Genomic DNA, 22,318 nt, shown 5'->3' with positions numbered 1-22,318 from the left:
CCCTCACCCTTCAGCCGCGCAAGCGCGCGTCTCCCTCCCTCTCCCCGAGGGAGAGGGTTAGAAGAGTTTGAACGGCCGGCGGTTCGGGCGTTGATCGGAACAGGTGACGGAGAGGAAGCCATGACAATCCACCAGCCGATCGATGCCGCAGGCGAGACCGCCGGCCAGACTGAGTACCAACCCGGCTTCGGCAACCACGTATCGACCGAGGCGATTCCCGGCGCGCTCCCGATTGGCCGCAATTCGCCGCAGCGTCCCGCGTTCGGCCTTTACACCGAGCAGCTCTCGGGCACCGCGTTCACCGCGCCGCGTCATGAGAACCGCCGCAGCTGGCTCTACCGGATGCGCCCGACCGCCGAGCACCCGCCGTTCGAGCGCTACACCGGCGGCAAGCGGTTCGCGCCGGGCACCACCGACGCACCGCTCGCGCCCAATCGCCTTCGCTGGGATCCGATCGAGGCGCCCGCCCCGAATACCGACCTGATCGACGGCATGACGACGATGCTCGCCAACCGCGATCCCGCCGATCTGGAAGGCGTCGCGCTCCACGTCTATGCCGCCAACACCGACATGATGTCGCGCGTGTTCATGGACGCAGATGGCGAACTGCTGTTCGTGCCGCAGAGCGGGCGGCTCCGGTTGCTGACCGAACTCGGCCGGATCGACATCGCGCCCGGGCAGATCGCCCTCGTCCCCCGCGGCGTCCGCTTCCGCGCCGAACTCCCCGACGGCGAAGCGCGCGGCTATGTCGCGGAGAACCATGGCGCGCTGTTCCGCCTGCCCGACCTTGGCCCGATCGGCGCCAACGGCCTTGCCAACCCACGCGATTTCGAGACGCCGGTCGCCTGGTTCGAGGATCGCGACGAACCGGTCGAGGTCGTCCAGAAGTTCATGGGGTCGCTATGGATCACCACGCTCGATCACTCGCCGCTCGACGTCGTCGCTTGGCACGGCAATCTCGCGCCGTGGCGCTACGATCTATCGCGGTTCAACACGATCAACACCGTCAGCTTCGATCATCCCGATCCGTCGATCTTCACGCTGCTGACCTCGCCCAGCGACGTACCCGGCCGCGCGAACGCCGATTTCGTGATCTTCCCGCCGCGTTGGATGGTCGCCGAGGGCACGTTCCGGCCGCCGTGGTTCCACCGCAACATCATGTCGGAGGCGATGGGGCTGATCACCGGTGCGTACGACGCGAAGGCCGAAGGGTTCGCGCCTGGCGGCATCTCGCTGCATAATCTGATGTCCGGACACGGCCCCGATCTGGCGAGCTGGCAAGGTGCGAGTGCGGCGGATTTGAAGCCGCACAAGATCGACGGGACGATGGCGTTCATGCTGGAAAGCTGCTGGCCGTATAAGCCGACTGCCTATGCGCTGGAGCATTCGCAACTCGATTACGATGCCGTGTGGTCGGATTTCCCCAAGGCGATCGTGCCGAAGTGAGCCTGACGCTGCACGGCTATTGGCGCTCGACCACCGCCTACCGCGTCCGCATCGCGCTGGCCGTGAAGGGCGTCGCTTACGAACAGGTCACGCACGATCTCCGCACCGGTGCGCAGCGCGAGGCGGGGTATCGCGCGCTCAATCCACAAGGCTTGGTGCCGGCATTGCAAACCGACGATGCGGTCCTGACGCAGAGCCCCGCGATCCTCGAATGGATTGACGAGACATATCCTGATCCACCGCTCCTTCCCGTCGACGCGAATGGTCGAGCGATCGTCCGTGCGGTGGCGGCGACGATAGCGTGCGACATCCACCCCGTGAACAACCTCCGTATCCTGAACGCCTTGCGCGCCGAGTTCGGCGCGGACGAGGCGGCCGTGAACCGCTGGATTGCTGGCTGGATTGGCGACGGTTTCGCCGCCTTGGAGACGATGATCGCGCGTCACGGCGTCGGCTTCGCGTTCGGCGCGACACCGACGATCGCCGACTGTCATCTCGTACCGCAAGTCTATTCGGCGGAGCGGTTCGCGGTCGATCTTTCGCCCTACCCGCACCTTATGGCTGCTGCCGACAAAGCCCGCGCCATCGCCGCTTTCGCTGCCGCGCATCCAGACCGGCAACCCGACGCCGACCGCGCATGAGCGACGGCGAACGGCTGACCGCGACGCCTGGCGGGATCAAACTTGCGCCGCTCGATGCGATCGTCGAGGGTAAGGCGCGAAACTTCGTGCTGCAGATGCGCGCGGGCCGTTTTCACGGCTTCGTCGTGCGCAAGGACGACGCGGTGTTCGGTTATGTCGACCGCTGCCCGCACATGGGCCTGCCGCTCGCGCAGGTGCTCGACGAGTATCTCACGCCGCGCGGCGACTTGATCGCGTGCAGCTGGCACTCCGCGCTGTTCGCGATCGACAGCGGCGTTTGCGTCGGTGGACCCTGTGGCGGCGCGCGGCTGACACCTTGGCCGGTCGCGGTGGTCGACGGTATGATCGTCACCGCGGGCTGACGCGGCTGCCGAGTTGCGCTAAGGGAAGGCACTCCTCCCCTGCACGATAGACCGATGACCGACACCCTCCCCATCCGCGTCGTGGCGCTGTACCGCTTCACGCCGTTCGCCGACATCGCCGCGATCCAGCCGCCGCTCGCGCACGTCTGCTGCTCGAATGAAGTGAAAGGCACGCTGCTGCTCGCTGCCGAGGGGATCAACGGGACGATCGCCGGGTCCGAAGCGGGCATCGACGCGGTGCTCGCGCATATCCGTGCGCTGCCTGGGTGTGCCGATCTCGATGTGAAGGAGTCCCGTGCCGAGACGATGCCGTTCCACCGGATGAAGGTCCGGCTGAAGCGCGAGATCGTGACGATGGGCGAGCCTGCGATCGATCCGCTGGAGGGCGTCGGCCATTATGTCGAGCCGCAGGACTGGAACGCGCTGATCGCCGAGCCGGGGACGATCGTGATCGACACGCGCAACGATTACGAGGTCACGGTCGGGACGTTTGCTGGCGCGGTCGATCCGCAGACGCGCACGTTTCGAGACTTTCCGGCGTGGTTTCGCGAGCATCGCGACGAACTGGTCGGCGACGGCCCGCCACCGAAGATCGCGATGTTCTGCACCGGAGGCATACGGTGCGAGAAGTCGACTGCGTTCCTGAAGGCCGAGGGACTCGACGAGGTGTATCATCTCAAGGGCGGCATTCTGAAATATCTGGAGACGGTGCCCAAGGCGGAGAGCCTTTGGGAAGGGGAATGTTTCGTGTTCGATCAGCGGGTTGCGGTCGGACATGGGCTGACGTTGGGAAGTCATGTCCTGTGTCATGCGTGCCGGATGCCGGTTAGCGTCACGGATCGTTCGTCGCCGCTGTATGTGGAGGGGGTGAGTTGCCCGGCATGTCATGATGCGCGGGACGAGACTCAGCGGGCGGGCTATGCGGAGCGCGAGCGGCAAATGCGGTTGGCCGAGGCTCGGGGCGAGGCGCATGTCGGGGCGGTTTTGCCGAAGACGTATGGAGGCGACGAGCAGCGGGACGAAAGCTGACGAACCAGAAAAGCTTGTTCACCCGCGAAGGCGGGTGCCCAGACTGGGCACCCGCCTTCGCGGGTGAACAAATTGGTGTAGCTAGCTCGCCGTTGCGAAGCGCGTCGCCAACTCGGCATTACCCTGCGATACAGCAAGCGAGTGTACGGTGTTCCCCGCGGCGTCTACGATCGCTGGGTCCGCGCCATGCTCCAGCAACAGGTCGATGATCTCTGTTCGGTTCACCAGCGCCGCCATCATCAGCGCGGTCTGGCCGACGCCATTCTGCCGGTTCACATCCGCGCCCGCGTCGAGCAGGATCTGCGCGATCTCGGCATAGCCCTTGAAGCAGACGCCCATCAGCGCGGTGTTGCCGCGTGCGTCCGCTGCGCCGTCGACCTGCGCGCCGGCCGCGAGGAGGGCCGCGGTGGCTTCGGCCTGGCCGTTGTAGCTCGCCAGCACCAGCGGAGTGTAGCCCTTGGCGTCAGTCACCTCGATGTCGACGCCGGCCTGCACCAGCGCCGGGATCATCTCGTCGCGCCCTGTCCGGGCCGCATCGAACATCAGTTCGACCAGCCGCTCCATCGGCGGCAACGGGGGTAGCTCACGCGCGTCAGTCATCATTGGCCTCGATGATATGCGGCACGAACCGCGCGAGATTGCGCGTCACGACCGTTTCATCTTCCCGAACGCCGATCCCCGCGGCTTCGTTGCCGACCATCCACGCGCCGATCACGGGATGGCGCCCATCGAACACCGGTGGCGGTGCATAGGCCTGACGGATCGCGCCCTCGGCACCATAGCCTTGGTCGAGTACCGCGTGGCCGCTTTCGCCGATCACCTCGACGTTGGCGCCCTCACGCGAAAACAGCGGTTTGCGCACGTATTTCGGCCCGAGGATCTTCGCGGCGGGATCGTCGTCGAAGAACGCCGGGAGCAGGTTCGGGTGCTCAGGATGCCGCTCCCACAGCAACGGCAGGATGCCCTTGTTCGACAGGATCGACTTCCACGCGGGCTCGATCCAGCGCGCGTCGGCCCGCGACAGGTTCGGCGCATAGGGTTCGCGGAGCATGAACTCCCACGGATACAGCTTGAACGCGGCCTGCACCTCAAAGCCGTCGGTGTCGATGAAACGGCCGTCGGCGGCGAGGCCGATGTCCTTCATCTCGACGAACTTCGGCTCGATACCAACCTGCGACGCAAGATCCTCGAAGAACCGCACCGTCTGGCGATCCTCCACCGCGCTCGCATCCGCCGCAAAATGGACGAAACCGCCGCTCGGGAACAGCGCACGAAACCGCTCGCGCAGCTTGTCGAACAGGCTGTTGAACTGGTCCGTCCCCGCCGGCAACGCACCGCTCGCAAGCAAGTCCTCCAGCCACATCCACTGGAACGTCGCGCATTCGAACACCGACGTCGGCGTATCGGCGTTATACTCGTACAGCTTGGCCGGGCCGGTCCCGTCATAGGCGAAATCGAACCGCCCATAGAGCGATGGCTGGCGCGTCCGCCACGTCTCCGCGACGTAGTTCCACTGCTCGCGCGGGATCGCGAGGCGTTCCATCAGTTGCTGGTCGCGGACCACCTCGTCGACCAAGTCGAGGCACATCGCGTGCAGTTGTTCCGCCGCGGGTTCGAGGTCGTCCTCGATCTCCGCCAGCGTAAAGGCGTAGGCCGCGCCCTCATCCCAATACGGCTCGCCGTCCGTGTCGTGATAGACGAACCCGATCGCGTCGGCCCGGTCGCGCCAGTCGCCGCGCGGGTCGACCGCGATCCGGCGCATCAGGAGTCCGACGTCTTGGAGTCGTCGCGCTGCTCGATCTGCAGCGTCTGGCCGACTTGCGGCGTCTTCGGGGCCGTCAGCCGCGCGAGCACGTCGTCCGCCGACGACTGGCCGGGGCCAATGCCCGCCAGTCGCAGCTTCTCGTCGAGATCGGCGCCGGTACGACGGTCTTCCAACTCGCCAGCGGCCTTGATCCGCTCGCCACGGATCGCCTGCCGCTCGCGAATCCGCGCGAGGCTGTCGGCGGCGGAGCCGAGCTTGTTGCCTGCGCCCATGCTGCCCGACGCGACCGAGGCCTGCGCCTTCTGCACCGACTCGTTGACCTTCACGACATCCACTTCGCGGCGGAGCTGTTCGATCTTGCGATCGGTCTGCGCGACGGCGGTGTGGATCTGCTCTTCGGCGGCGCGCATGTCCTCGACCTGCGGCGTCTTCAGCGCGATGTCCTGTTCGAGATCGGCGATCCGCTGCGCCACCTGGCGCGCGAGATCCATGTTACCCTTCTCGACCGCAATGCGGGCAGACGCCTCGTATTTCGCAGCCTGGGCTCGGAAGCTCTCGACTTCGGTTTCGAGGATGCGGCGGCGCGCGACGAGGCCCGCGAGATCGTCGCGTGCCTTGCCTTGTGCCTTGTCGGCATCGCGGATTTCCTGGTCGAGAATACGCAGCGCGTTCGCATCGACGACCGCCGAACCCGCTTCGTGCGCGCCGGCACGACCGAGGGTAAAAAGCTTGCTCCAGATGGCCATGCCAGTCTCTCCGTTTGTATCAGTTCAGGCGATGATGTCAGGCGGCGGGAACCTGCGCGTGGCGCAGGTCGGTGGCCGCATCGATCGCATTTTCGGCGAGCGTGCGCAGTTCGATGACCACGGTATCGAGCGGGCTGGACGTCGCCAGTTCACCGAACAGCTCGTAATAATCGCGGCCATCGACGGTGCCGATCCCGAAGTTCGACAGCGGCACCAGCTTCTGCGATTTCAGCAGGAACGTGTTGAACGCCAAAGCATCCTCCTGCTCGTCGCACGGCCACAGCAGGGTCGAGCACGCGATCTGCGCCTCGCTGACGTTGACGAACAGTTCGAGGTCGCCGTGATGGTGCATCGTCACCAGCAATACCGGGTCCGCGCCTTCCAGGATTCGCGCGGTGAATTCGCCGGCTTTCGCAGGCTCGGACGTATCGAGCGCCGCCTTCAGGCTGCGGACGGTCCAGATGTCGGTCAATGCAAGAACTCCCGTGCTTGTCGCTCGCGGAGACACATAGGCTTTTCGCGAGCGCCTGCCACCCTCCCTCCGTCATCCTGACGAAAGTCAGGATCCAGAGCCACCCGCGCCGCCCTCCGTCACCTTGGGACCTGACTTTCGTCAGGATGACGAGAGAGTTTCGTCAGAATGACGGGGTTGTTCTTTGCGACGCCGGCCGCTTTGCCCTAAGAAGCACGCCAACCACACACACGCGAGGATTGCATGTTCGATCGCCTGTTCGGCCGCAAGCCAGCGCTTGATGGCAATGCCTTGCCCGTCGTCCGGAACGTCACGCTGGGGCGTACGGTGACGGTCGACCCGCTCGCATGGCGCCGGTTCGGGTCCGAACTCCTGTTCCCGTTCGACCGCGATACGCTGGTGATCGTCGCGCAGGGACTGATCGATCTCAACGAAGGCGGCTTCGTCCACCGGTTCTACACGGACGACGACATCATGTTCCAGGCGGTGTCGAACGACCGTGCTGGCCAGGACGTGACCGATGTCACGCTGTTCGCACCATGGGACAGCAGCTACCCGTCGTCGGCCGCCGAGCGTCCCGCCTGGAAAAGCCGCCTAAAGGCGCGCACATTCACGGCCGAGGGCCTGCCCGAGTACGGCCGCTCCTGGTTCGGCCCCGAAGCGAGCGAGCAGGAGCCGGTGACGTTCTGGGAGGAATTGCATGACGACCGCGACGGGATCGTCGATCGCCGAATATTCCAGACCTGCATGCTGTTCAGCCGCGACCTGCCGGGCGAAGATGGTCGCGAGTTGTTGCTGGCGATCGACATGGAGAACGAGGCGGGCGAGGTCTCGTTCGAGATCATGCTGGGCGTAGCACTGGAACTCGGCGAGTTCAGGGCCTAGCATCACGGGCGAACGGCTCCGGGGGAAATGCCATGATCGACCAATACAGCTTCGGCGCCAGCGCGCTCGCCTTCCTGATCGCGTTCGTCGCGGCGGGGGCGTTCACGATCGTCTTCAAGATCGTCTACCAGGTCGCGACGCCGTACCACGAGAAGTCGCTGATCCGCGAAGGCAACACCGCCGCGGCGATCACGCTCGGCGCCGCCCTGCTCGGCTATGTCCTGCCGCTCGCGTCCGCGCTGACGCATACCGTTTCGCTGGTCGAGTTCGCCGTATGGGCGTTGCTCGCGGGCGTGATCCAGATCGTGACGTTCCTGATCGTCCAGCATTTCGTGATGCGCGACTTCAACGACCGCATCGTCCGCGGCGAAATCGCGGCGGCGACCTATATGGGCAGCATCTCGCTGTGCGTCGGCATCCTCAACGCCGCCTGCATGACCAACTGAGGAGGCACCGATGAAGCGTTCCAGATCTATCGTCCTCACCAGCCTGATCGCAGGCTCCGGCATCTCGCTGACCGCCTGCGACGGCGATGTCGGCGGCAAGCCCGTCGAGGCGCAGAGCTACGCGTCGGTGCAGGAGTGCCGCGCGGCAGGTGCGTTGTCGGCGGTCCAGTGCGATACCGCGTTCGAGCAGGCCAAGGCCGACGCGGCAAAGACTGCGCCACGGTTTCAGGACCGGCAGACGTGCGAAGAGCAATATGGTGCGGCCCAGTGCGAAACGCGAAATAACGGAAGTGGTGGCAGCTTCTTCACGCCGCTGCTGACCGGCTTTCTCGTCGGCCAAGCGCTCAACGGCGGGTTCGGGAACCGCGGCGCACCGATGTACCGCGACCGTGACGGGAATTACTACGGCGGCGCGGGGGGCCGGATCAACCGGGACTATGTAACTGGCCGGACGCGCGTAGGCTCCGACGCCTTCACGCCGACCACCGCGAGAGCCCCTGCCCGCGTCCAGTCGCGCAGTTCGGTGATCTCGCGCGGTGGCTTCGGTGGCGGCTTTGGTGGGCGCAGCTTCGGGGGATAACGCGGACGCTTATCCCCCCGTTGCATTCAGCGGCGGGGCGGCATCAGCGGGCCACCGATTTCGGTCGCGGCGATGAACGCCGGGCGGGCGCGCAGGCGATCGAGATACGCGGCGACGTCGGGATGCTCGTTGAGTAATCCGGCGCTCTCGGCGATCGCCAGGATGTAGCACATCTGGATGTCCGCGAGCATCAGCTGCTCGCCCATCAGATACGGGCCATCGCCAACCCCCGCCGCGATATAGTCGAGCGTCTTGGTCACCTCAGGCCCGGTGAACTTGGCGAGACCGTTGGGCAGCCCGCCCATCCGCTTGCCGAGCGACGTCATCATGATCGGCAGCGACGCCGAGCTCTCGACATATTGCAGCCACTCGTCGTGGATCGCCGCCGCGTCGCTGTCTACAGGCGGCGAGAACCGGCGATCGCCGTAGCGCTCGTCTATGTACGACAGGATCGGAGCGCTCTCGGCCAGCGTCAGCGCGTCGTCGACGAGGACCGGCGCCTTGCCGAGCGGGTGGATCGCCTTGAGTTCGGCCGGCGCGCGAAAATTCTCGTCACGCTCGTATTTGACGAGGTCGTATTCGATACCGAGCTCTTCGAGCAGCCAGATCACACGGATCGAGCGCGAGTAGTTCAGGTGGTGGAGCGTTAACATAAGCGTCCTTCGACTAGGAATGTGACTGGGAATGTGCTGCACCGCGGAACGGCTGGGCGGCATCGAAGGTTTCGTTGACCGCGACCCCGGAATTCTCCGGCAACGGAGAGATTCATGACCAAGCTGACCTGCGACGTGGCGATCATCGGCGCCGGAACCGCCGGCCTTGCCGCCGAACGCAGCGCGCGTCGTAACGGAGCCAGGACGCTGCTGATCGACGAAGGCTTTGGCGGCACGACCTGCGCGAGCGTGGGATGTATGCCGTCCAAGCTGTTGATCGCAGCGGGGAATGCAATGCACGCAGTGAACCACGCGTCGGTGTTCGGGGTCGAGGCATCTGGGAAGGTTGACGGCGTCGCGGTTATGGCGCGTGTGCGAAAGGAGCGGGACGCATTCGTCGCGGGCGTCGAGACGTCGATTGACAAATTACCCGCCGGCGTGACGATCAAGGCGCGCGCGAAATTTGCCGGTGCGACGATCCTGTCGCTCAGTGATGGCCGCGAGGTCCACGCGAAATCGGTGGTGACCGCGACCGGATCGAGCCCGGCCATCCCCGAGATGTTCGACGCGGTGCGCGACCGGGTGCTGACCAGCGAAAACATCTTCGAACTGACGGACCTTCCGAAGTCGCTCGGCGTGATCGGCGCGGGCGCGCTGGGGCTCGAACTGGCGCAGGCGATGGCGCGGCTCGGGGTCGAGACGATGGTGTTCGACATGGGCGAAACGATCGCCGGGCTGAAGGACCGCCATGTCGGCGAGGCGCTGCACACGATCCTGTCGCGCGAACTGCCTATCCTGTTGGGCGTCGAGCTTGACGCCCGGCTGGATGAAGACGGCGTGGTGCTATCATGGACCGGCTCCGCATCCGGCACGCAACGCTTCGACTATCTGCTCGTCGCGACCGGCCGGCCACCGCGGATCAAGGGTATCGGGCTGGAGACGACCGGCCTCGCACTCGATGATCACGGCATGCCGGATTATAATTCCGAGACGATGCAGTGCGGTACTGCGCCGATCTTCCTCGCCGGTGATGCCGACCATGATCGCGCGGTGCTGCACGAGGCGTCGTCGGAGGGCATGATCGCGGGGCGCAACGCGGCGAGCTATCCCGAGGTGACGCCGGGCAAGCGGAGCGTGCCATTCTCGATCACCTTCACGCACCCAAACGTCGCGGTGATCGGCTCGGTCGAGCAGGATGACGACGCCAACTCGGTCATCGGCACCGCGTCTTATGACGACCAGGGTCGTGCGAAGGTCGAGGCGTGCAATGCCGGACTGGTCCGCTTCTACGCCGATCGGCGCGACGGACGCCTGACTGGCGCGACGATGGTGGGACCGGCTGTGGAGCACAGCGCACACCTGATCGCCTGGGCGATACAGAGCGGCTGGACTGCGACCGAAGTGCTCGATCTGCCCTTCTACCACCCGACCTTCGAGGAAGGCATGAAGCCCGCCCTCCGTTCGATCTGTAGCGAGGTGCATGCGCCGACGCCGCCGGATCGGGATGACGGGTTCACGCCGGGAACCTGAACACGCTTCCCACTCCCCAGGGAAAGGATGGTGAAGGCTGCTCTAGTCGTCGAGGTCGAGATACGCGACGACGTCGTTTTCCGTGGCGAGGTACAACCCTGCCTGCACGTCCTCGGGCTCCTGTGCGGCAAGCGCCATCGCCTCGCCGAGCGGGCCATAGAACAATGTGATCGCGGCTCCGCCCTCGCCGCTATCGTCGAGATGGTAGAGCCGGACCGAAATGCTGGAAGAAATCGTACGCATCGGGACGCCTTGAACGAAGCTCCGCCGGACGACAATCAACCCGCCACATTTCGACCGGATCATTTTGCGAAAACCGGCGCTGGCGCACGCGAATAGGTTGCGCTAGGAAACCAACATGACCGTACCCGCTATTCTAAAAGATCTTCGCCTGCCCGTCATCGGCTCGCCGCTGTTCATCATTTCCGGGCCTGAACTGGTGATCGCCCAGTGCAAGGCGGGCATCGTCGGATCATTCCCGGCCCTCAATGCACGGCCGCAGGAGATGCTCGACGAGTGGCTGCACCGGATCACCGAGGAACTGAGCGAACATAACCGCGCCAACCCGGATCGCCCGGCGGCACCGTTCGCGGTCAACCAGATCGTCCATAAATCGAACGACCGCCTCGAAAGCGACCTCGCCACGTGCGCGAAGTGGCAGGTGCCGATCGTCATCACCTCGCTCGGCGCACGCGAGGACCTCAACACCGCGGTCCACGCCTGGGGCGGCATCACGCTCCACGACGTGATCGACGACCGGTTCGCGCGCAAGGCAATCGAGAAGGGTGCTGACGGCCTCATCGCGGTCGCGGCCGGTGCCGGTGGTCATGCCGGCCGCCTGTCACCGTTCGCGATCGTCCAGGAAATCCGCCAGTGGTTCGACGGCCCGCTCGCGCTGTCGGGCTCGATCGCGACCGGCGACGCGGTGCTGGCCGCGCAGGCGATGGGCGCGGACTTCGGCTATATCGGCTCGCCTTTCATCGCCACTACCGAGGCCAATGCCGATCAGGCGTACAAGGACGGCATCGTCGCCGGAAAGGCTTCCGACATCGTCTATTCGAACCTGTTCACCGGCGTCCACGGCAACTACCTCCGCGCGTCGATCGTCGCGGCGGGCATGGACCCGGACGCGCTGCCCGAAGGCGACCTGAAGACGATGGACTTCGGCGGCGGCGCCAATAAGGACGGGGGATCGAAGCCGAAGGCGTGGCGCGACATCTGGGGTTCGGGCCAAGGCATCGGCGCAGTCACCAAAGTCGAAAGCGTTGCTGACCGCGTCGACCGGCTCGAACGCGAATACCGTGCGGCACGGGTCCGTCTCGCGCTCTAACGGACCCGGCACCAACCAATTTCGGCTCGCTCAGAACAGGTGCTTCAGCAAGCCGACATTGGTCTTGCCCAACTCGACCACCTCGTCCCCGCGCCCGCTGATGATCGCCTTCGCCATATAGAGCGTGAAGCCCTTCATCTGCTCGAGCGTGATCTTCGGCGGCATCGAAAATTCGGTGCGCGCGGTGACCGCATCGAGCAGCGCCGGCCCCGGATGCGCCAGCACGTCGCGGATCCCCGCTTCCAGTTCGCCCGGATCGGTGACCCGAACGCCGTGCAGCCCGATCGTCCGCGCCATCGCCGCGAAATCGGGGTTGTCGAGCGCCACGCCGGTCTCGATCAACCCGGCCGCCTTCATCTCCATCTCGACGAACCCAAGCGTGCCGTTGTTGAAGACGATGATCTTCACCGGCAGGCCGAGCTGACGTACCGTCAGCAGCTCGCCCATCAGCATCGCCAGCCCGCCATCGCCCGACAGCGTCACGACCTGCCGCGTGGGATAGGTCGCCTGCACACCGATCGCCTGTGGCAGCGCGTTCGCCATCGATCCGTGGTTGAACGATCCGATCAAACGGCGCCGTCCGTTCATCTTGAGGTAGCGCGCCGCCCACACCGTCGGCGTACCGACGTCGCAGGCGAAGACCGCATCGTCCGCCGCCTGCTCGCTGAGGACGCGCGCGACGTGCTGCGGATGGATCACGCCGCTGCCGGGCTTTCCGTCCGCAAGATCGTCCAGCCCCTTGCGGGACTCCGTGTAGTTCTCGATCGCCGATTTCAGGAAGCTGCCGTCGCGCCCGGTCGTCAGCCGCGGGATCAGCGCGGCGAGCGTAGCGCCGACATCGCCGACCAGCCCGATGTCGATCGCCGTCCGCCGACCTAGATTCTCCGGGATCAGGTCGATCTGCGCGACCTTGGCCTTCTCCGGATAGAATTGCCGATACGGGAAATCCGTGCCCAGCATCAGCAGCACGTCGCACGCCATCATCGCGTCGTACCCGCTCGAAAAGCCGATCAGCCCGGTCATGCCGACGTCATAGGGGTTGTCGTATTCGATGAATTCCTTGCCGCCCAGCGCGTGGACGATCGGCGCCTGCAGCACACCGGCGAGCTTGACGAGTTCGGCATGCGCGGTGCGACACCCCCGCCCCGCCAGGATCGTCACCTTCTTCGCGCCATTCAGCAGCGCGGCGAGTTCGGCGATGTCCGAATCGGCTGGAACGGTGACCGAACGCGGTGGCAACAGCGCCCCCGCCGACCGCGCCAAAGTCCCCGTCGTCGAGCGCAGCGCCACGTCGCCCGGCATCGCCACGACCGAGACGCCGCGGTGACCGACCGCCGCACGGATGGCCGTCTCCAGCGTCCGCGGCATCTGGTCCGCGTCTGAGATCGTCTCGCAATACACGCTGCATTCGCGGAACAGTGCCTCCGGCCGCGTTTCCTGGAAATAGTTCGAGCCGACCTCGCCGCTCGGCACCTGCGCGGCGATCGCCAGCACCGGCACGCGCGTCCGGTTGCAGTCGTAGAGTCCGTTGATGAGGTGCATGTTGCCGGGGCCGCACGACCCCGCACATACCGCAAGCTTGCCCGTCAGTTGCGCCTCCGCGCCCGCCGCGAACGCCGCAGCCTCCTCGTTGCGGACGTGGATCCACTCGATCTTGCCCTGTCGCCGCAAGCTGTCGGTCAGGCCGTTGAGGCTATCGCCGACGACGCCGTAGATCCGCTCGACGCCCGCCAGATGCAACGTCTCGGCGAACAGATCGGCGATGATGGTCTTGGACATGAGGCAACTCCGGGCAGTGATGATGACCTGACTCGACCAGCGAGGCGGTAGTACACAAACGCGTTCTGGTACGATCGGGATGCAAGGAATGCAGGTTGTTCGTCGCCAGCCGGACGCGCACCGCGGCTTTCGCTCGAAGTATGACAAATCGCGGTGGCGCGACGCCGCACGCAAACCTAAAGATGATTGCATGAAGCGGGCGGGCCATGACCGATCGGCGGAATGTCCGACGGAAACGCCCAGCGAGGCAATCGATAGAGGGGGATGACGTGGACAAAGTAATGATCGGGCGGCGTGCGGCGCTGCTGGGAGGCGTTGCGCTGGTCGCGGCCTGTACGAACGGCGGGCATCTTGGCGAAGCGCCTGCCCCCTCGGCGTTCGTGACCGTCGATGGCACCGGCTTCAAACGCGGCGGCAAGCCTTACCACTATGCCGGCGCGAACATCTGGTACGGAGCATGGCTCGGCGCGGAGACCGCATATGGCAACCGTGCGCGCCTCGGACGAGAACTCGATCGGCTGAAAGCGCTCGGCGTCCGCAACCTGCGCATCCTCGGCTCGGCCGAACTGTCGCCACTGAAGAACTCGATCACCCCCGGGTTCCGCGACAAGACCGCGACCTACAACGAGGATCTGCTCAAGGGCCTCGACTGGACGCTGGCCGAGATGGCGAAGCGCGACATGACGGGCGTGATCTATCTGACCAACTTCTGGGAATGGTCGGGCGGGATGATGACGTATCTGTCGTGGGTCAATGGCGGCAAGTTCATCAACATGAACGACCCCGCGCACCCTTGGCCCGAGTTCGCCGACTGGAACGCCGCGTTCTACACCAACAGCCAGGCGCAGGCGATGTACCGCGACTATATCCGCGCGGTCGTCTCTCGCACCAACAGCGTGACGGGTGTCGCCTATGCGGCCGACCCGACGATCATGGCGTGGCAGCTCGCGAACGAACCGCGTCCTGCCGGCGGCCCCGCGGTCGCCATCCCGAACCTGCCCGCCTTTTATCGCTGGATCGACGAGACCGCGCGGTACATCAAGACGCTCGATCCCAACCACCTCGTCTCGACCGGCTCGGAAGGGCTGAAGGGCTCGATCGAGCGTGAGGACGTCGTGCTCGCCGCGCATCGCTCGCCGTCTATCGATTACCTGACGACGCACATCTGGCCGAACAACTGGACGTGGATGGACGCGGGCAATCTCGCCGGCACCTACGACGCCGGTGCGGCCAAGGTCGCAGAATATATCGATACGCATATCCGGCTCGCCACGACGCTCGGCAAGCCGCTGGTGATCGAGGAGTTCGGCTATCCCCGCGACGGGAAGACCGCTTATGATCCGACCATCACGACGGTCTACAAGGATCGCTTCTACCGCCAGATCTACGCGGCGATCGAGGCGAACGCGAAATCCGGCGGCCCGCTCGCAGGCTCGAACTTCTGGGCCTGGAATGGCGAGGCGCGGACGCCGCATGCCGATCACCGCTTCCAGCGCGGCGACCTCGGCTACATGGGCGATCCGCCGCACGAACCGCAGGGCTGGTACGGGGTGTTCGACAGCGATGCCTCCACTCAGGCCGTGATCCGCGCGCACGCTGCGGCGATGGCGGCGCTCTGATGCTGAACCGACGCGAAACGCTGGGCATGACCGCGGCGCTCGGCCTGCTTCATGGCGTGCCGGCACTGGCGGCGGTCCCGAACCGCACGCTGAGCAACCCGAACGCCAATCCGGAGGCGCGGCAACTCTACGCGTACCTGTGGAGCCAGTACGGGCGGAAAACGCTGACCGGCCAGCAGGAACAGGGATCCGCCCCGCCCAATCCGAATGGGGAACTCGATTATCTCAAGCGCGTGACCGGCAAGCTGCCGGCGATCCTCGGCCTCGATTACATCGACCCGCGCGACAATGATGCAGTGAACGATCGTGCGACCGCCTGGGCACGGTCCGGCGGGATCGTCACGCTGTGCTGGCATTGGGGCGCACCCGACATCGGCACCGGCTACGAGAATTCGAAAAAGGATTTCGATGTCGCCGCCGCGCTGAAACCCGGCACGCCGCAGAACGTAGCGATGATGCGCGACATGACCGAAGTGGCAGCGCTGCTGAAGGTTCTCCAGGACCGCAACGTGCCGGTGTTGTGGCGTCCGTTCCACGAGTTCAGCGGCGACTGGTTCTGGTGGGGCAAGCACGGCCCGGACGCGTTCAAGGCGCTCTGGGCGCTGATGTACGACCAGTTCACGAGCGTCCACCGCCTAAACAACCTGATCTGGGTGCTCGGCTGGGCAGGCCAGAACGTCGACCCCGCCTGGTATCCCGGCCGGGCCACCGTAGATGTCGCCGGCGCCGACATCTATGCGAACGACCACGGCAACCTCGCCCCGATGTTCGCGCAGGTGAAGGCCATTATCGGTGACACGCTGCCAATCTGCCTGCACGAGAACGGCCCGGTCCCCGATCCGGCCTCGCTCGGACCTTCGGCGGACTGGCTCTGGTTCATGACGTGGCACACCCGGTGGCTAACCGGCGCCGACCAGAACACGCCGGAACAACTCCGCCGCGATTTCGCGTCGAAGCGCTACGTCACCAAGGACGAGCTGCCCGCATGGCTGAAGGTGAGACCATGAAAAAACTGATGGGGCTGGTCGGTGCGGCATTGTTGTCGACGTCCGCAATCTCCGCGCCGCTGACCGTGACCCCGGTATCGACCAAGCCGGGCGCGCCGCTCCCGGTTCACATTGGCGGCCGCGTCGAGCGGACCGCGGATGGCTATCGGCGCCAATGGCCCGGCACGTATTTCGAGGCGAACTTCCGCGGGCAAGCAATCCTGTTCAAGGTCGGCGAGGGCGACGTCATCCTTCGCGTCTCGGTCGATGCCGGCACCACCGCCACGCTGTTCAAGCCCAAGCCCGGTTTCTACCAGGTCGACGGCCTGACGAACGGGCGCCATATCATCCGGGTCGACGTCGCGAGCGAAAGCCAGGCCGCCTCGACCGTGTTCGGCGGGTTCTACGCGGTACCGGGAACCCGCGCGCTCACCTTCCCTGCCCGCCCCCGCCAGATCGAGTTCATCGGCGATTCCCACACCGTCGGCTATGGCAATATCTCGACCAAGCGAGACTGCACGCAGGACGAGGTCTGGGCGACCACCGACACGTCGCAAGCCATGCCAGCGCTGACCGCCCGCCGCTACGGCGCGGACTATCAGGTCAATGCGATTTCCGGCCGCGGGATCGTCCGCAATTACGACGGGATGCGCGCCGACACAGTTCCCGTCGCCTACCCGTTCACGCTGTTCGACAAGGCCAAGCGCTACGCCGATCCCGCCTGGCGTCCCCGGCTGTTCGTCATCGCGCTCGGCACCAACGACTTCACCACTGCGCTCCATCCCGGCGAACCGTGGAAGACGCGCGACGCACTCCACACCGATTACGAGCAGCGCTATGTCGAGTTCGTCAAAAGCCTGCGAGTCCGTGCCCCCGACGCACACGTCGTCCTGTGGGCGACCGACATGGCCGATGGCGAGATCGCAACCGAGGTCGGCAAGGTCGCCACACGCCTCAAGGCCGATGGCGTACGCAACGTCGCCTTCGTGCCCGTGACCGGCCTTGCCTTCACGGGCTGCCACGCGCATCCTTCGACCGCTGACGACGCCCGGATCACCACGGCGCTCTCCACGTATATCGACGCGCATCCCGCGATGTGGGCGCGCAGATAACCAAATGATTTGCGCAATGCTGCCGTCACCCGGTAGCACGCGTGCCAAGGTACGGATCACGGTCGCGTACCGCCCAGGGAGAGTATGATGTCGGCGAGTTTTTCCACGTTCACGATCGCGCTTCTGCTGCAGTCGGCGGCGACGCCTGTTGCAGCACCTAGCGCGCCGCTCTCCGTGGTCGCGCATCCCGAGATCTGGCCGACCGCGAACGCACGCCCCCTGCGTGATCCGAAGGTCGAGGCACGGATCGATGCGATCATCAAACGCATGTCGGTCGCGGACAAGATCGGCCAGCTCATCCAGGTCGACATCGCCAGCATCGAGCCTTCGGACCTGCGCACCTACAAGCTCGGCTCGATCCTCAACGGCGGTAACGCCGGCCCTGGCGGCAACGATCTCGCACCTCCCGTCGAATGGCTGAAGCTCGCGAACCAGTTCTACGACGCCTCCATGGCCCGCACCGACGGCCGCCCCGCAATCCCGGTGATCTGGGGCACCGACGCGGTCCACGGCAACAACAACATCCCCGGCGCGACGCTCTTCCCGCACAATATCGGGCTCGGCGCGGCGCGCGACCGCGACCTGATGCGCGAGATCGGCCACGTCACCGCGATCGAGACCGCCGCCGCTGGTATCGACTGGACTTTTGCTCCAACGCTCGCGGTCGTCCGTGACGATCGTTGGGGCCGGACGTACGAGAGCTATTCGGAGGAACCGACGATCCAGGCGGATTACGCCGGCGCGGTGATCGAAGGCGTCCAGGGCAAGGTCGGCACCAAGGAGTTCCTCGCCCCCGACCGCGTGATCGCGACGACCAAGCATTTCCTCGGCGACGGCGGCACGGGCGGGCGCGATCAGGGTGACGCGCTGATCCCCGAAACCGTCCTGCGCGATATCCATCTCGGCGGCTATCCGGCGGCGATCGAGGCGGGCACCCAGTCGGTGATGGCGAGCTTCTCGAGCTGGAACGGCGCCAAGATGCACGGCAACAAGAGCCTGCTGACCGGCGTGCTGAAGGACCGCCTACACTTCGACGGCTTCGTGGTCGGCGACTGGAACGGCCACGGCCAAGTCGATGGTTGCTCGAACGAGAGCTGCGCCGCAGCGATCAACGCCGGGCTCGACATGTTCATGTATTCGGGCAGCGGGTGGAAGACGCTCTACGACAATACGCTCAAGCAGGCGCAGTCGGGCGAAATTTCCGCAGCACGCCTGGACGATGCGGTCCGCCGCATCCTGCGCGTCAAGATCCGCGCCGGCACGTTCGATCGCGGCCGCCCGTCGTCGCGCGCGCTCGCCGGCAAGATGAACCTGATCGGTGCCGCCGACCACCGCGCGATCGCCCGCCGTGCTGCGCGTGAATCGATGGTGCTGCTCAAGAACGAAGGCGGCCTGCTCCCCCTGAAACCCTCCGCCAACATCCTCGTCGCTGGCGGTGGTGCGGACAACATTCCGCAGCAGGCGGGCGGATGGTCGCTGACGTGGCAAGGTGGAGGCACCACCAATGCGAACTTCCCCAATGCGCAGACGATCTGGTCGGGCATCGACACCGCGGTCAAGGCGGCTGGCGGCACCGCGACTCTGTCCGCGGACGGCAGCTTCGCCAAGAAGCCCGATGCGGCGATCGTCGTGTTCGGCGAACAGCCCTATGCCGAGTTCAAGGGCGATCGCCCGAACCTCGAATACAGTCCCGACGACAAGTCCGACCTCGAACTGCTGCGGAAACTCAAGGCCGCGGGGGTCCCGGTCGTCGCCGTGTTCCTGTCGGGTCGCCCGCTCTGGGTGAACGCCGAACTGAACGCGTCCGATGCGTTCGTCGCGGCGTTCCTGCCGGGCAGCGAAGGCGGTGGCGTGGCCGACGTGCTGTTCCGCAAGAAGGACGGCAGCGTCGCCAACGACTTCCGCGGCAAGCTCAGTTTCTCGTGGCCGAAGCGCCCCGATCAGTATGTCCTGAACCGCTCCGATCCCGATTACGACCCGTTGTTCGCGTTCGGCTACGGCCTGAGCTACGCCAAGCCCGGCGCGGTGCCGAAGCTCGACGAGACCCGCCCCGCTGGCATGGCCTCGTCGTCGAACGGCACGATCTTCGGCAAGGGCCGCGTTCCCGAAGGCTGGTCGCTGACCCTGGTCGAGCAGGATCAGTCGAAGGTCCGCCTGCTTGGCGTCAACGCGACCACTGCGACCAAGCGCCTCACCGCCTCGGCCGTCGACCGCCGTCGCCAGGAAGACGCACGCGCGCTCGTCTGGACCGGTGGCCCCGCAGACGCGCGGGTCGAGGCGTCCGGTCCGCTCGACCTGACGCGCGAAAGCAATGGCGAACTGAGCCTCGTCGTCGATGTCCGCGTCGATCGCGCAGGCAGCGCGCCCGTCGGGCTTGGCATGGTCAGCAACGACGGCAAGGCAGTCACCATCCCGATCACGAAGACGCTCGCGGCGGGCAAGCCCGGCGACTGGCAGCAGGTCATCGTCCCGCTACAGTGCTTCGCCAAGCGCGGCATCGACATGGCGCACGTCACCGCACCGTTCGTGATCGCTACCGACGGCAAGCTCGGCCTGTCGATCTCCGACGTGAAGATCGACTCCGCCCCCGTGCCGATGACCAAATGCGGCGATTGAACCTCCTGCTGGGTGCGGCGGCCGTCCTGCTGACGACCGCCGCGACGCAAGCTCCGCCCGCGCCGATTCGGATCGACCAGGCGGGGTTCGAGACGCGCGGTCCCAAGATCGCCATCCTGCCATCGACGCAGATGACGCCGCTGACGTGGACGCTGACCCGCGCGGGCGGCAAGACCGTGGCGACGGGCCAGACGATACCAGTGGGGCCGGACGCCGCCTCGGGTGAAAGCATTCACCGCATCGACTTCGGGACCGTCCGCACCCCCGGCGCCGGCTATCGCCTGCACGTCGGCGCGAACGCCAGCCACGCCTTCACGATCGCCGACCGCCCCTTCGCCCCGCTGGCGACAGCGGCGATGGCCTTCTTCTACCAGCAGCGCAGCGGCGTGCCGATCCTGCCCGCGTTCGTCGAGCGCAAGGACCTCGCCCGCCCCGCTGGTCACGCGTCGGACATCGCCACCTGCTTCGCCGGCCGCGACCAGAAGGGCGTCAAATGGCCCGGCTGCAGCTACAAACTCGACGCGACCGGCGGCTGGTACGATGCCGGCGACCACGGCAAATACGTCGTCAACGGCGGCGTCTCGACTTGGACGCTGCTCGACCTGCACGAGCGCCTGGCTGCCTTCGGTAACGCCAACGCGTTCGCCGATGGCCGCCTTGCGCTACCCGAACGCGCCAACGGCAAGGACGACCTGCTCGACGAAGCCCGCGTCGAGGTTGCCCTCCTGCTCGCGATGCAGATCCCCGATGGTACCAAGATCGCCGTAGCACCCGATGCCGGCGTCGCGGGCAAGACGATCACGCGGTTCGAGACGATCGACGCGAGCGGCCTGGTCCACACCAAGATCGCGGACGAGAACTGGACCGGGCTTCCGACAGCGCCTGCCGAAGACCGCCAGACCCGTTTCCTCTACCCGCCTTCAACTGCGGCAACTCTCAACATGGTCGGCGTCGCCGCACAGTGCGCGCGTATCTGGCGGACGATCGACCCAGCCTTCGCCACCAAGTGTCTGACCGCAGCACGACGCGGCTGGGCAGCAGCACTCCGCCACCCGAACCTGCTCACCAGCTCGGATTTCACCGGCAGCGGCGGCTATGGCGACCCGGACGTCCGCGACGAATTCACGTTCGCCGCCGCGCAGCTCTACGCCACGACGGGTGAAGCCGCGTTCCTCGACCGGGTCCGCCGTGACGGCCTCTTCACCGATCCCGGCACCGGCATCGACTGGGGTTCGTTGCGGTTGCCGGCTGCTCTCACGTTGGCGACCGCCCCCAGCCAGCTTTCGGCAGCAGACCGCACCAAGCTCAAAACCCGCATCACCGCGCTTGCCGATGGCTTTGTCGAGGACGGCAAACGCAGCGGCTATGGTATTCCGTTCGCCGGCACCAAATACCCCTGGGGTTCGAACAGCACCGTCCTGAACCGCGCGATCATACTCGGCGTCGCATGGCAGATCGACCGCAAGCCCGCTTATCGGGACGCCGTCGTCGCCAGCCTGGACTATATCCTTGGCCGCAACCCGCTCGACCGGTCCTACGTCACCGGCTTCGGCACGCGCCCGATCCAGCATCCGCACCACCGCTTCTGGGCGGCCGCTGCGGACAAGCGCTACCCCGCGCCACCGTCCGGCGTGTTGTCCGGTGGCCCCAATTCGGCGGCGGCGGACGAACCCGGCCCGATGCGCGGTTGCGCACCACAAACCTGCTGGGTCGACGACTACCGCGCCTTCACCGTCAACGAAGTCGCGATCAACTGGAATGCTCCCCTGGTCTGGACCGCCGGCTTCCTTGACGCGACAAGGTCCCGCTAGCCCCTCCAACCTCCGAGCCGGGTAGAATGGATCACGTCGGCCCACTCCGGCGACGGACTCCGGAATGCCGCGCATAGCCGAGCGCTCGCGGCAGGCAGCCTTGGTGACACCGCACTCGTCTTCGGTCGTATTGGAACGCATCCGACACGATCGCCGATTGCCCGCGCTTTCCGTCCCAGCTACGCCCCCCTCGTCGGCCCGTTCTTCGAACAGGTCGGCATGATCGCACCGGTGCTCCGCAAGGAGCTTAAAAGGGAACGCGGTGAGGGTGGCTTCGACCACCTGATGCCGAGGCTGTCCCTGCAACTGTAAGCGGCGAGCGTGATGCATGTGCGTGGCCGGGCGAATGCCCCGAGCCGCCAGCCACTGGACCGATCGGTCTGGGAAGGTTGTGCATCAGGCGTAGACCCGTGAGCCAGGAGACCTGCCGGCGTGTGGTCGCTCTTGCCTGGTCCAGGGGATGACCGAGGCACGGTACTCCGTCTGAGCGACGATGTGTGCGGTGGGGAC

At 65.9% G+C, this 22,318-nt stretch carries 21 protein-coding genes and 1 riboswitch; of the genes, 14 read left to right on the top strand and 7 right to left on the bottom strand.

Annotation, left to right across the window (positions count from 1 at the left end; translation table 11 throughout):
* Positions 1–120 precede the first annotated feature (120 nt).
* Genes hmgA through trhO form a run of 4 tightly spaced genes read left to right on the top strand, consistent with a single transcriptional unit; the run spans position 121 to position 3,478 of the window.
* Positions 121–1,446: a homogentisate 1,2-dioxygenase gene (hmgA, locus tag AC1MLZ_RS01780; RefSeq protein WP_480960173.1), complete on the top strand. Its 1,326-nt coding sequence runs from the start codon at positions 121–123 to the stop codon at positions 1,444–1,446.
* Positions 1,410–2,087 (top strand): maleylacetoacetate isomerase, encoded by a 678-nt coding sequence (gene maiA, locus AC1MLZ_RS01775; RefSeq protein WP_480960172.1) that lies wholly within the window; start codon positions 1,410–1,412, stop codon positions 2,085–2,087. Before hmgA ends, maiA begins: the two co-directional genes overlap by 37 nt.
* Positions 2,084–2,449: a Rieske (2Fe-2S) protein gene (locus AC1MLZ_RS01770; protein ID WP_480960171.1), complete on the top strand. Its 366-nt coding sequence runs from the start codon at positions 2,084–2,086 to the stop codon at positions 2,447–2,449. Before maiA ends, AC1MLZ_RS01770 begins: the two co-directional genes overlap by 4 nt.
* Positions 2,450–2,503: 54 nt before the next feature.
* Positions 2,504–3,478: an oxygen-dependent tRNA uridine(34) hydroxylase TrhO gene (gene trhO, locus AC1MLZ_RS01765; protein WP_480960170.1), complete on the top strand. Its 975-nt coding sequence runs from the start codon at positions 2,504–2,506 to the stop codon at positions 3,476–3,478.
* Between the two features lie 81 nt (positions 3,479–3,559).
* On the opposite strand, the gene AC1MLZ_RS01760 is transcribed toward trhO, so the two are convergent.
* From AC1MLZ_RS01760 to AC1MLZ_RS01745, 4 genes are read right to left on the bottom strand one after another with little or no spacing between them, the layout of a single operon-like run.
* On the bottom strand, positions 3,560–4,078 hold the full coding sequence (locus AC1MLZ_RS01760; RefSeq protein ID WP_480960169.1) for an ankyrin repeat domain-containing protein: 519 nt from the start codon (positions 4,076–4,078) through the stop codon (positions 3,560–3,562).
* Entirely contained in the window at positions 4,071–5,240 is a 1,170-nt protein-coding gene (locus AC1MLZ_RS01755; protein ID WP_480960168.1) for a glutathionylspermidine synthase family protein, read from the bottom strand. Before AC1MLZ_RS01755 ends, AC1MLZ_RS01760 begins: the two co-directional genes overlap by 8 nt.
* Positions 5,240–5,989 (bottom strand): PspA/IM30 family protein, encoded by a 750-nt coding sequence (locus AC1MLZ_RS01750; RefSeq protein ID WP_480960167.1) that lies wholly within the window; start codon positions 5,987–5,989, stop codon positions 5,240–5,242. Before AC1MLZ_RS01750 ends, AC1MLZ_RS01755 begins: the two co-directional genes overlap by 1 nt.
* Positions 5,990–6,026: 37 nt before the next feature.
* Positions 6,027–6,461, bottom strand: a complete 435-nt coding sequence (locus AC1MLZ_RS01745; protein ID WP_480960166.1) for a YjfI family protein — start codon at positions 6,459–6,461, stop codon at positions 6,027–6,029.
* Positions 6,462–6,704: 243 nt separating this feature from the next.
* On the opposite strand from AC1MLZ_RS01745, the gene AC1MLZ_RS01740 reads away from it, so the two are divergent.
* Genes AC1MLZ_RS01740 through AC1MLZ_RS01730 form a run of 3 tightly spaced genes read left to right on the top strand, consistent with a single transcriptional unit; the run spans position 6,705 to position 8,372 of the window.
* Positions 6,705–7,346, top strand: a complete 642-nt coding sequence (locus AC1MLZ_RS01740) for a DUF2491 family protein (RefSeq protein WP_480960165.1) — start codon at positions 6,705–6,707, stop codon at positions 7,344–7,346.
* A 32-nt stretch (positions 7,347–7,378) separates the two neighbouring features.
* Positions 7,379–7,792, top strand: coding sequence for a DUF350 domain-containing protein (locus AC1MLZ_RS01735; protein WP_423325833.1), 414 nt, complete (start codon positions 7,379–7,381; stop codon positions 7,790–7,792).
* Positions 7,793–7,802: 10 nt separating this feature from the next.
* Positions 7,803–8,372, top strand: a complete 570-nt coding sequence (locus AC1MLZ_RS01730; RefSeq protein ID WP_480960164.1) for a DUF1190 domain-containing protein — start codon at positions 7,803–7,805, stop codon at positions 8,370–8,372.
* 26 nt (positions 8,373–8,398) lie between these two features.
* Here the strand turns inward: AC1MLZ_RS01730 and AC1MLZ_RS01725 are convergent, their stop codons facing one another.
* Positions 8,399–9,025: a glutathione S-transferase family protein gene (locus tag AC1MLZ_RS01725; protein ID WP_480960163.1), complete on the bottom strand. Its 627-nt coding sequence runs from the start codon at positions 9,023–9,025 to the stop codon at positions 8,399–8,401.
* Between the two features lie 114 nt (positions 9,026–9,139).
* On the opposite strand from AC1MLZ_RS01725, the gene AC1MLZ_RS01720 reads away from it, so the two are divergent.
* Positions 9,140–10,555, top strand: a complete 1,416-nt coding sequence (locus AC1MLZ_RS01720; protein ID WP_480960162.1) for a dihydrolipoyl dehydrogenase — start codon at positions 9,140–9,142, stop codon at positions 10,553–10,555.
* A gap of 42 nt (positions 10,556–10,597) precedes the next feature.
* Here AC1MLZ_RS01720 and AC1MLZ_RS01715 read toward each other — a convergent pair whose 3' ends face one another.
* Positions 10,598–10,798, bottom strand: coding sequence for a hypothetical protein (locus AC1MLZ_RS01715; RefSeq protein WP_480960161.1), 201 nt, complete (start codon positions 10,796–10,798; stop codon positions 10,598–10,600).
* 115 nt (positions 10,799–10,913) lie between these two features.
* On the opposite strand from AC1MLZ_RS01715, the gene AC1MLZ_RS01710 reads away from it, so the two are divergent.
* Positions 10,914–11,885, top strand: a complete 972-nt coding sequence (locus AC1MLZ_RS01710) for an NAD(P)H-dependent flavin oxidoreductase (RefSeq protein ID WP_480960160.1) — start codon at positions 10,914–10,916, stop codon at positions 11,883–11,885.
* 30 nt (positions 11,886–11,915) lie between these two features.
* On the opposite strand, the gene poxB is transcribed toward AC1MLZ_RS01710, so the two are convergent.
* Positions 11,916–13,664, bottom strand: a complete 1,749-nt coding sequence (gene poxB / locus AC1MLZ_RS01705; RefSeq protein WP_480960159.1) for a ubiquinone-dependent pyruvate dehydrogenase — start codon at positions 13,662–13,664, stop codon at positions 11,916–11,918.
* Positions 13,665–13,933: 269 nt separating this feature from the next.
* On the opposite strand from poxB, the gene AC1MLZ_RS01700 reads away from it, so the two are divergent.
* From AC1MLZ_RS01700 to AC1MLZ_RS01680, 5 genes are all read left to right on the top strand, one after another.
* Positions 13,934–15,283: a glycoside hydrolase 5 family protein gene (locus AC1MLZ_RS01700; protein WP_480960158.1), complete on the top strand. Its 1,350-nt coding sequence runs from the start codon at positions 13,934–13,936 to the stop codon at positions 15,281–15,283.
* Complete coding sequence (locus tag AC1MLZ_RS01695) at positions 15,283–16,290, top strand: glycosyl hydrolase (RefSeq protein WP_480960157.1); 1,008 nt, start codon at positions 15,283–15,285, stop codon at positions 16,288–16,290. The genes AC1MLZ_RS01700 and AC1MLZ_RS01695 overlap by 1 nt, the downstream gene beginning before the upstream one ends.
* Positions 16,287–17,381, top strand: coding sequence for an SGNH/GDSL hydrolase family protein (locus AC1MLZ_RS01690; RefSeq protein WP_480960156.1), 1,095 nt, complete (start codon positions 16,287–16,289; stop codon positions 17,379–17,381). Before AC1MLZ_RS01695 ends, AC1MLZ_RS01690 begins: the two co-directional genes overlap by 4 nt.
* Before the next feature lie 87 nt (positions 17,382–17,468).
* A complete protein-coding gene (locus tag AC1MLZ_RS01685) occupies positions 17,469–19,997 on the top strand; it encodes a glycoside hydrolase family 3 protein (protein WP_480960155.1) in 2,529 nt (842 codons plus the stop codon).
* The gene (locus AC1MLZ_RS01680) at positions 19,985–21,808 is read left to right on the top strand and encodes a glycoside hydrolase family 9 protein (RefSeq protein WP_480960154.1); all 1,824 of its coding nucleotides are present in this window, start codon (positions 19,985–19,987) and stop codon (positions 21,806–21,808) included. Before AC1MLZ_RS01685 ends, AC1MLZ_RS01680 begins: the two co-directional genes overlap by 13 nt.
* Positions 21,809–22,022: 214 nt before the next feature.
* A riboswitch (cobalamin riboswitch) is annotated at positions 22,023–22,254 on the top strand.
* The last annotated feature ends 64 nt before the right edge of the window (positions 22,255–22,318 follow it).

The organism is Sphingomonas sp. PEI4, from assembly GCF_056679955.1.
This window is presented reverse-complemented; position numbering and strand designations above follow the sequence as displayed.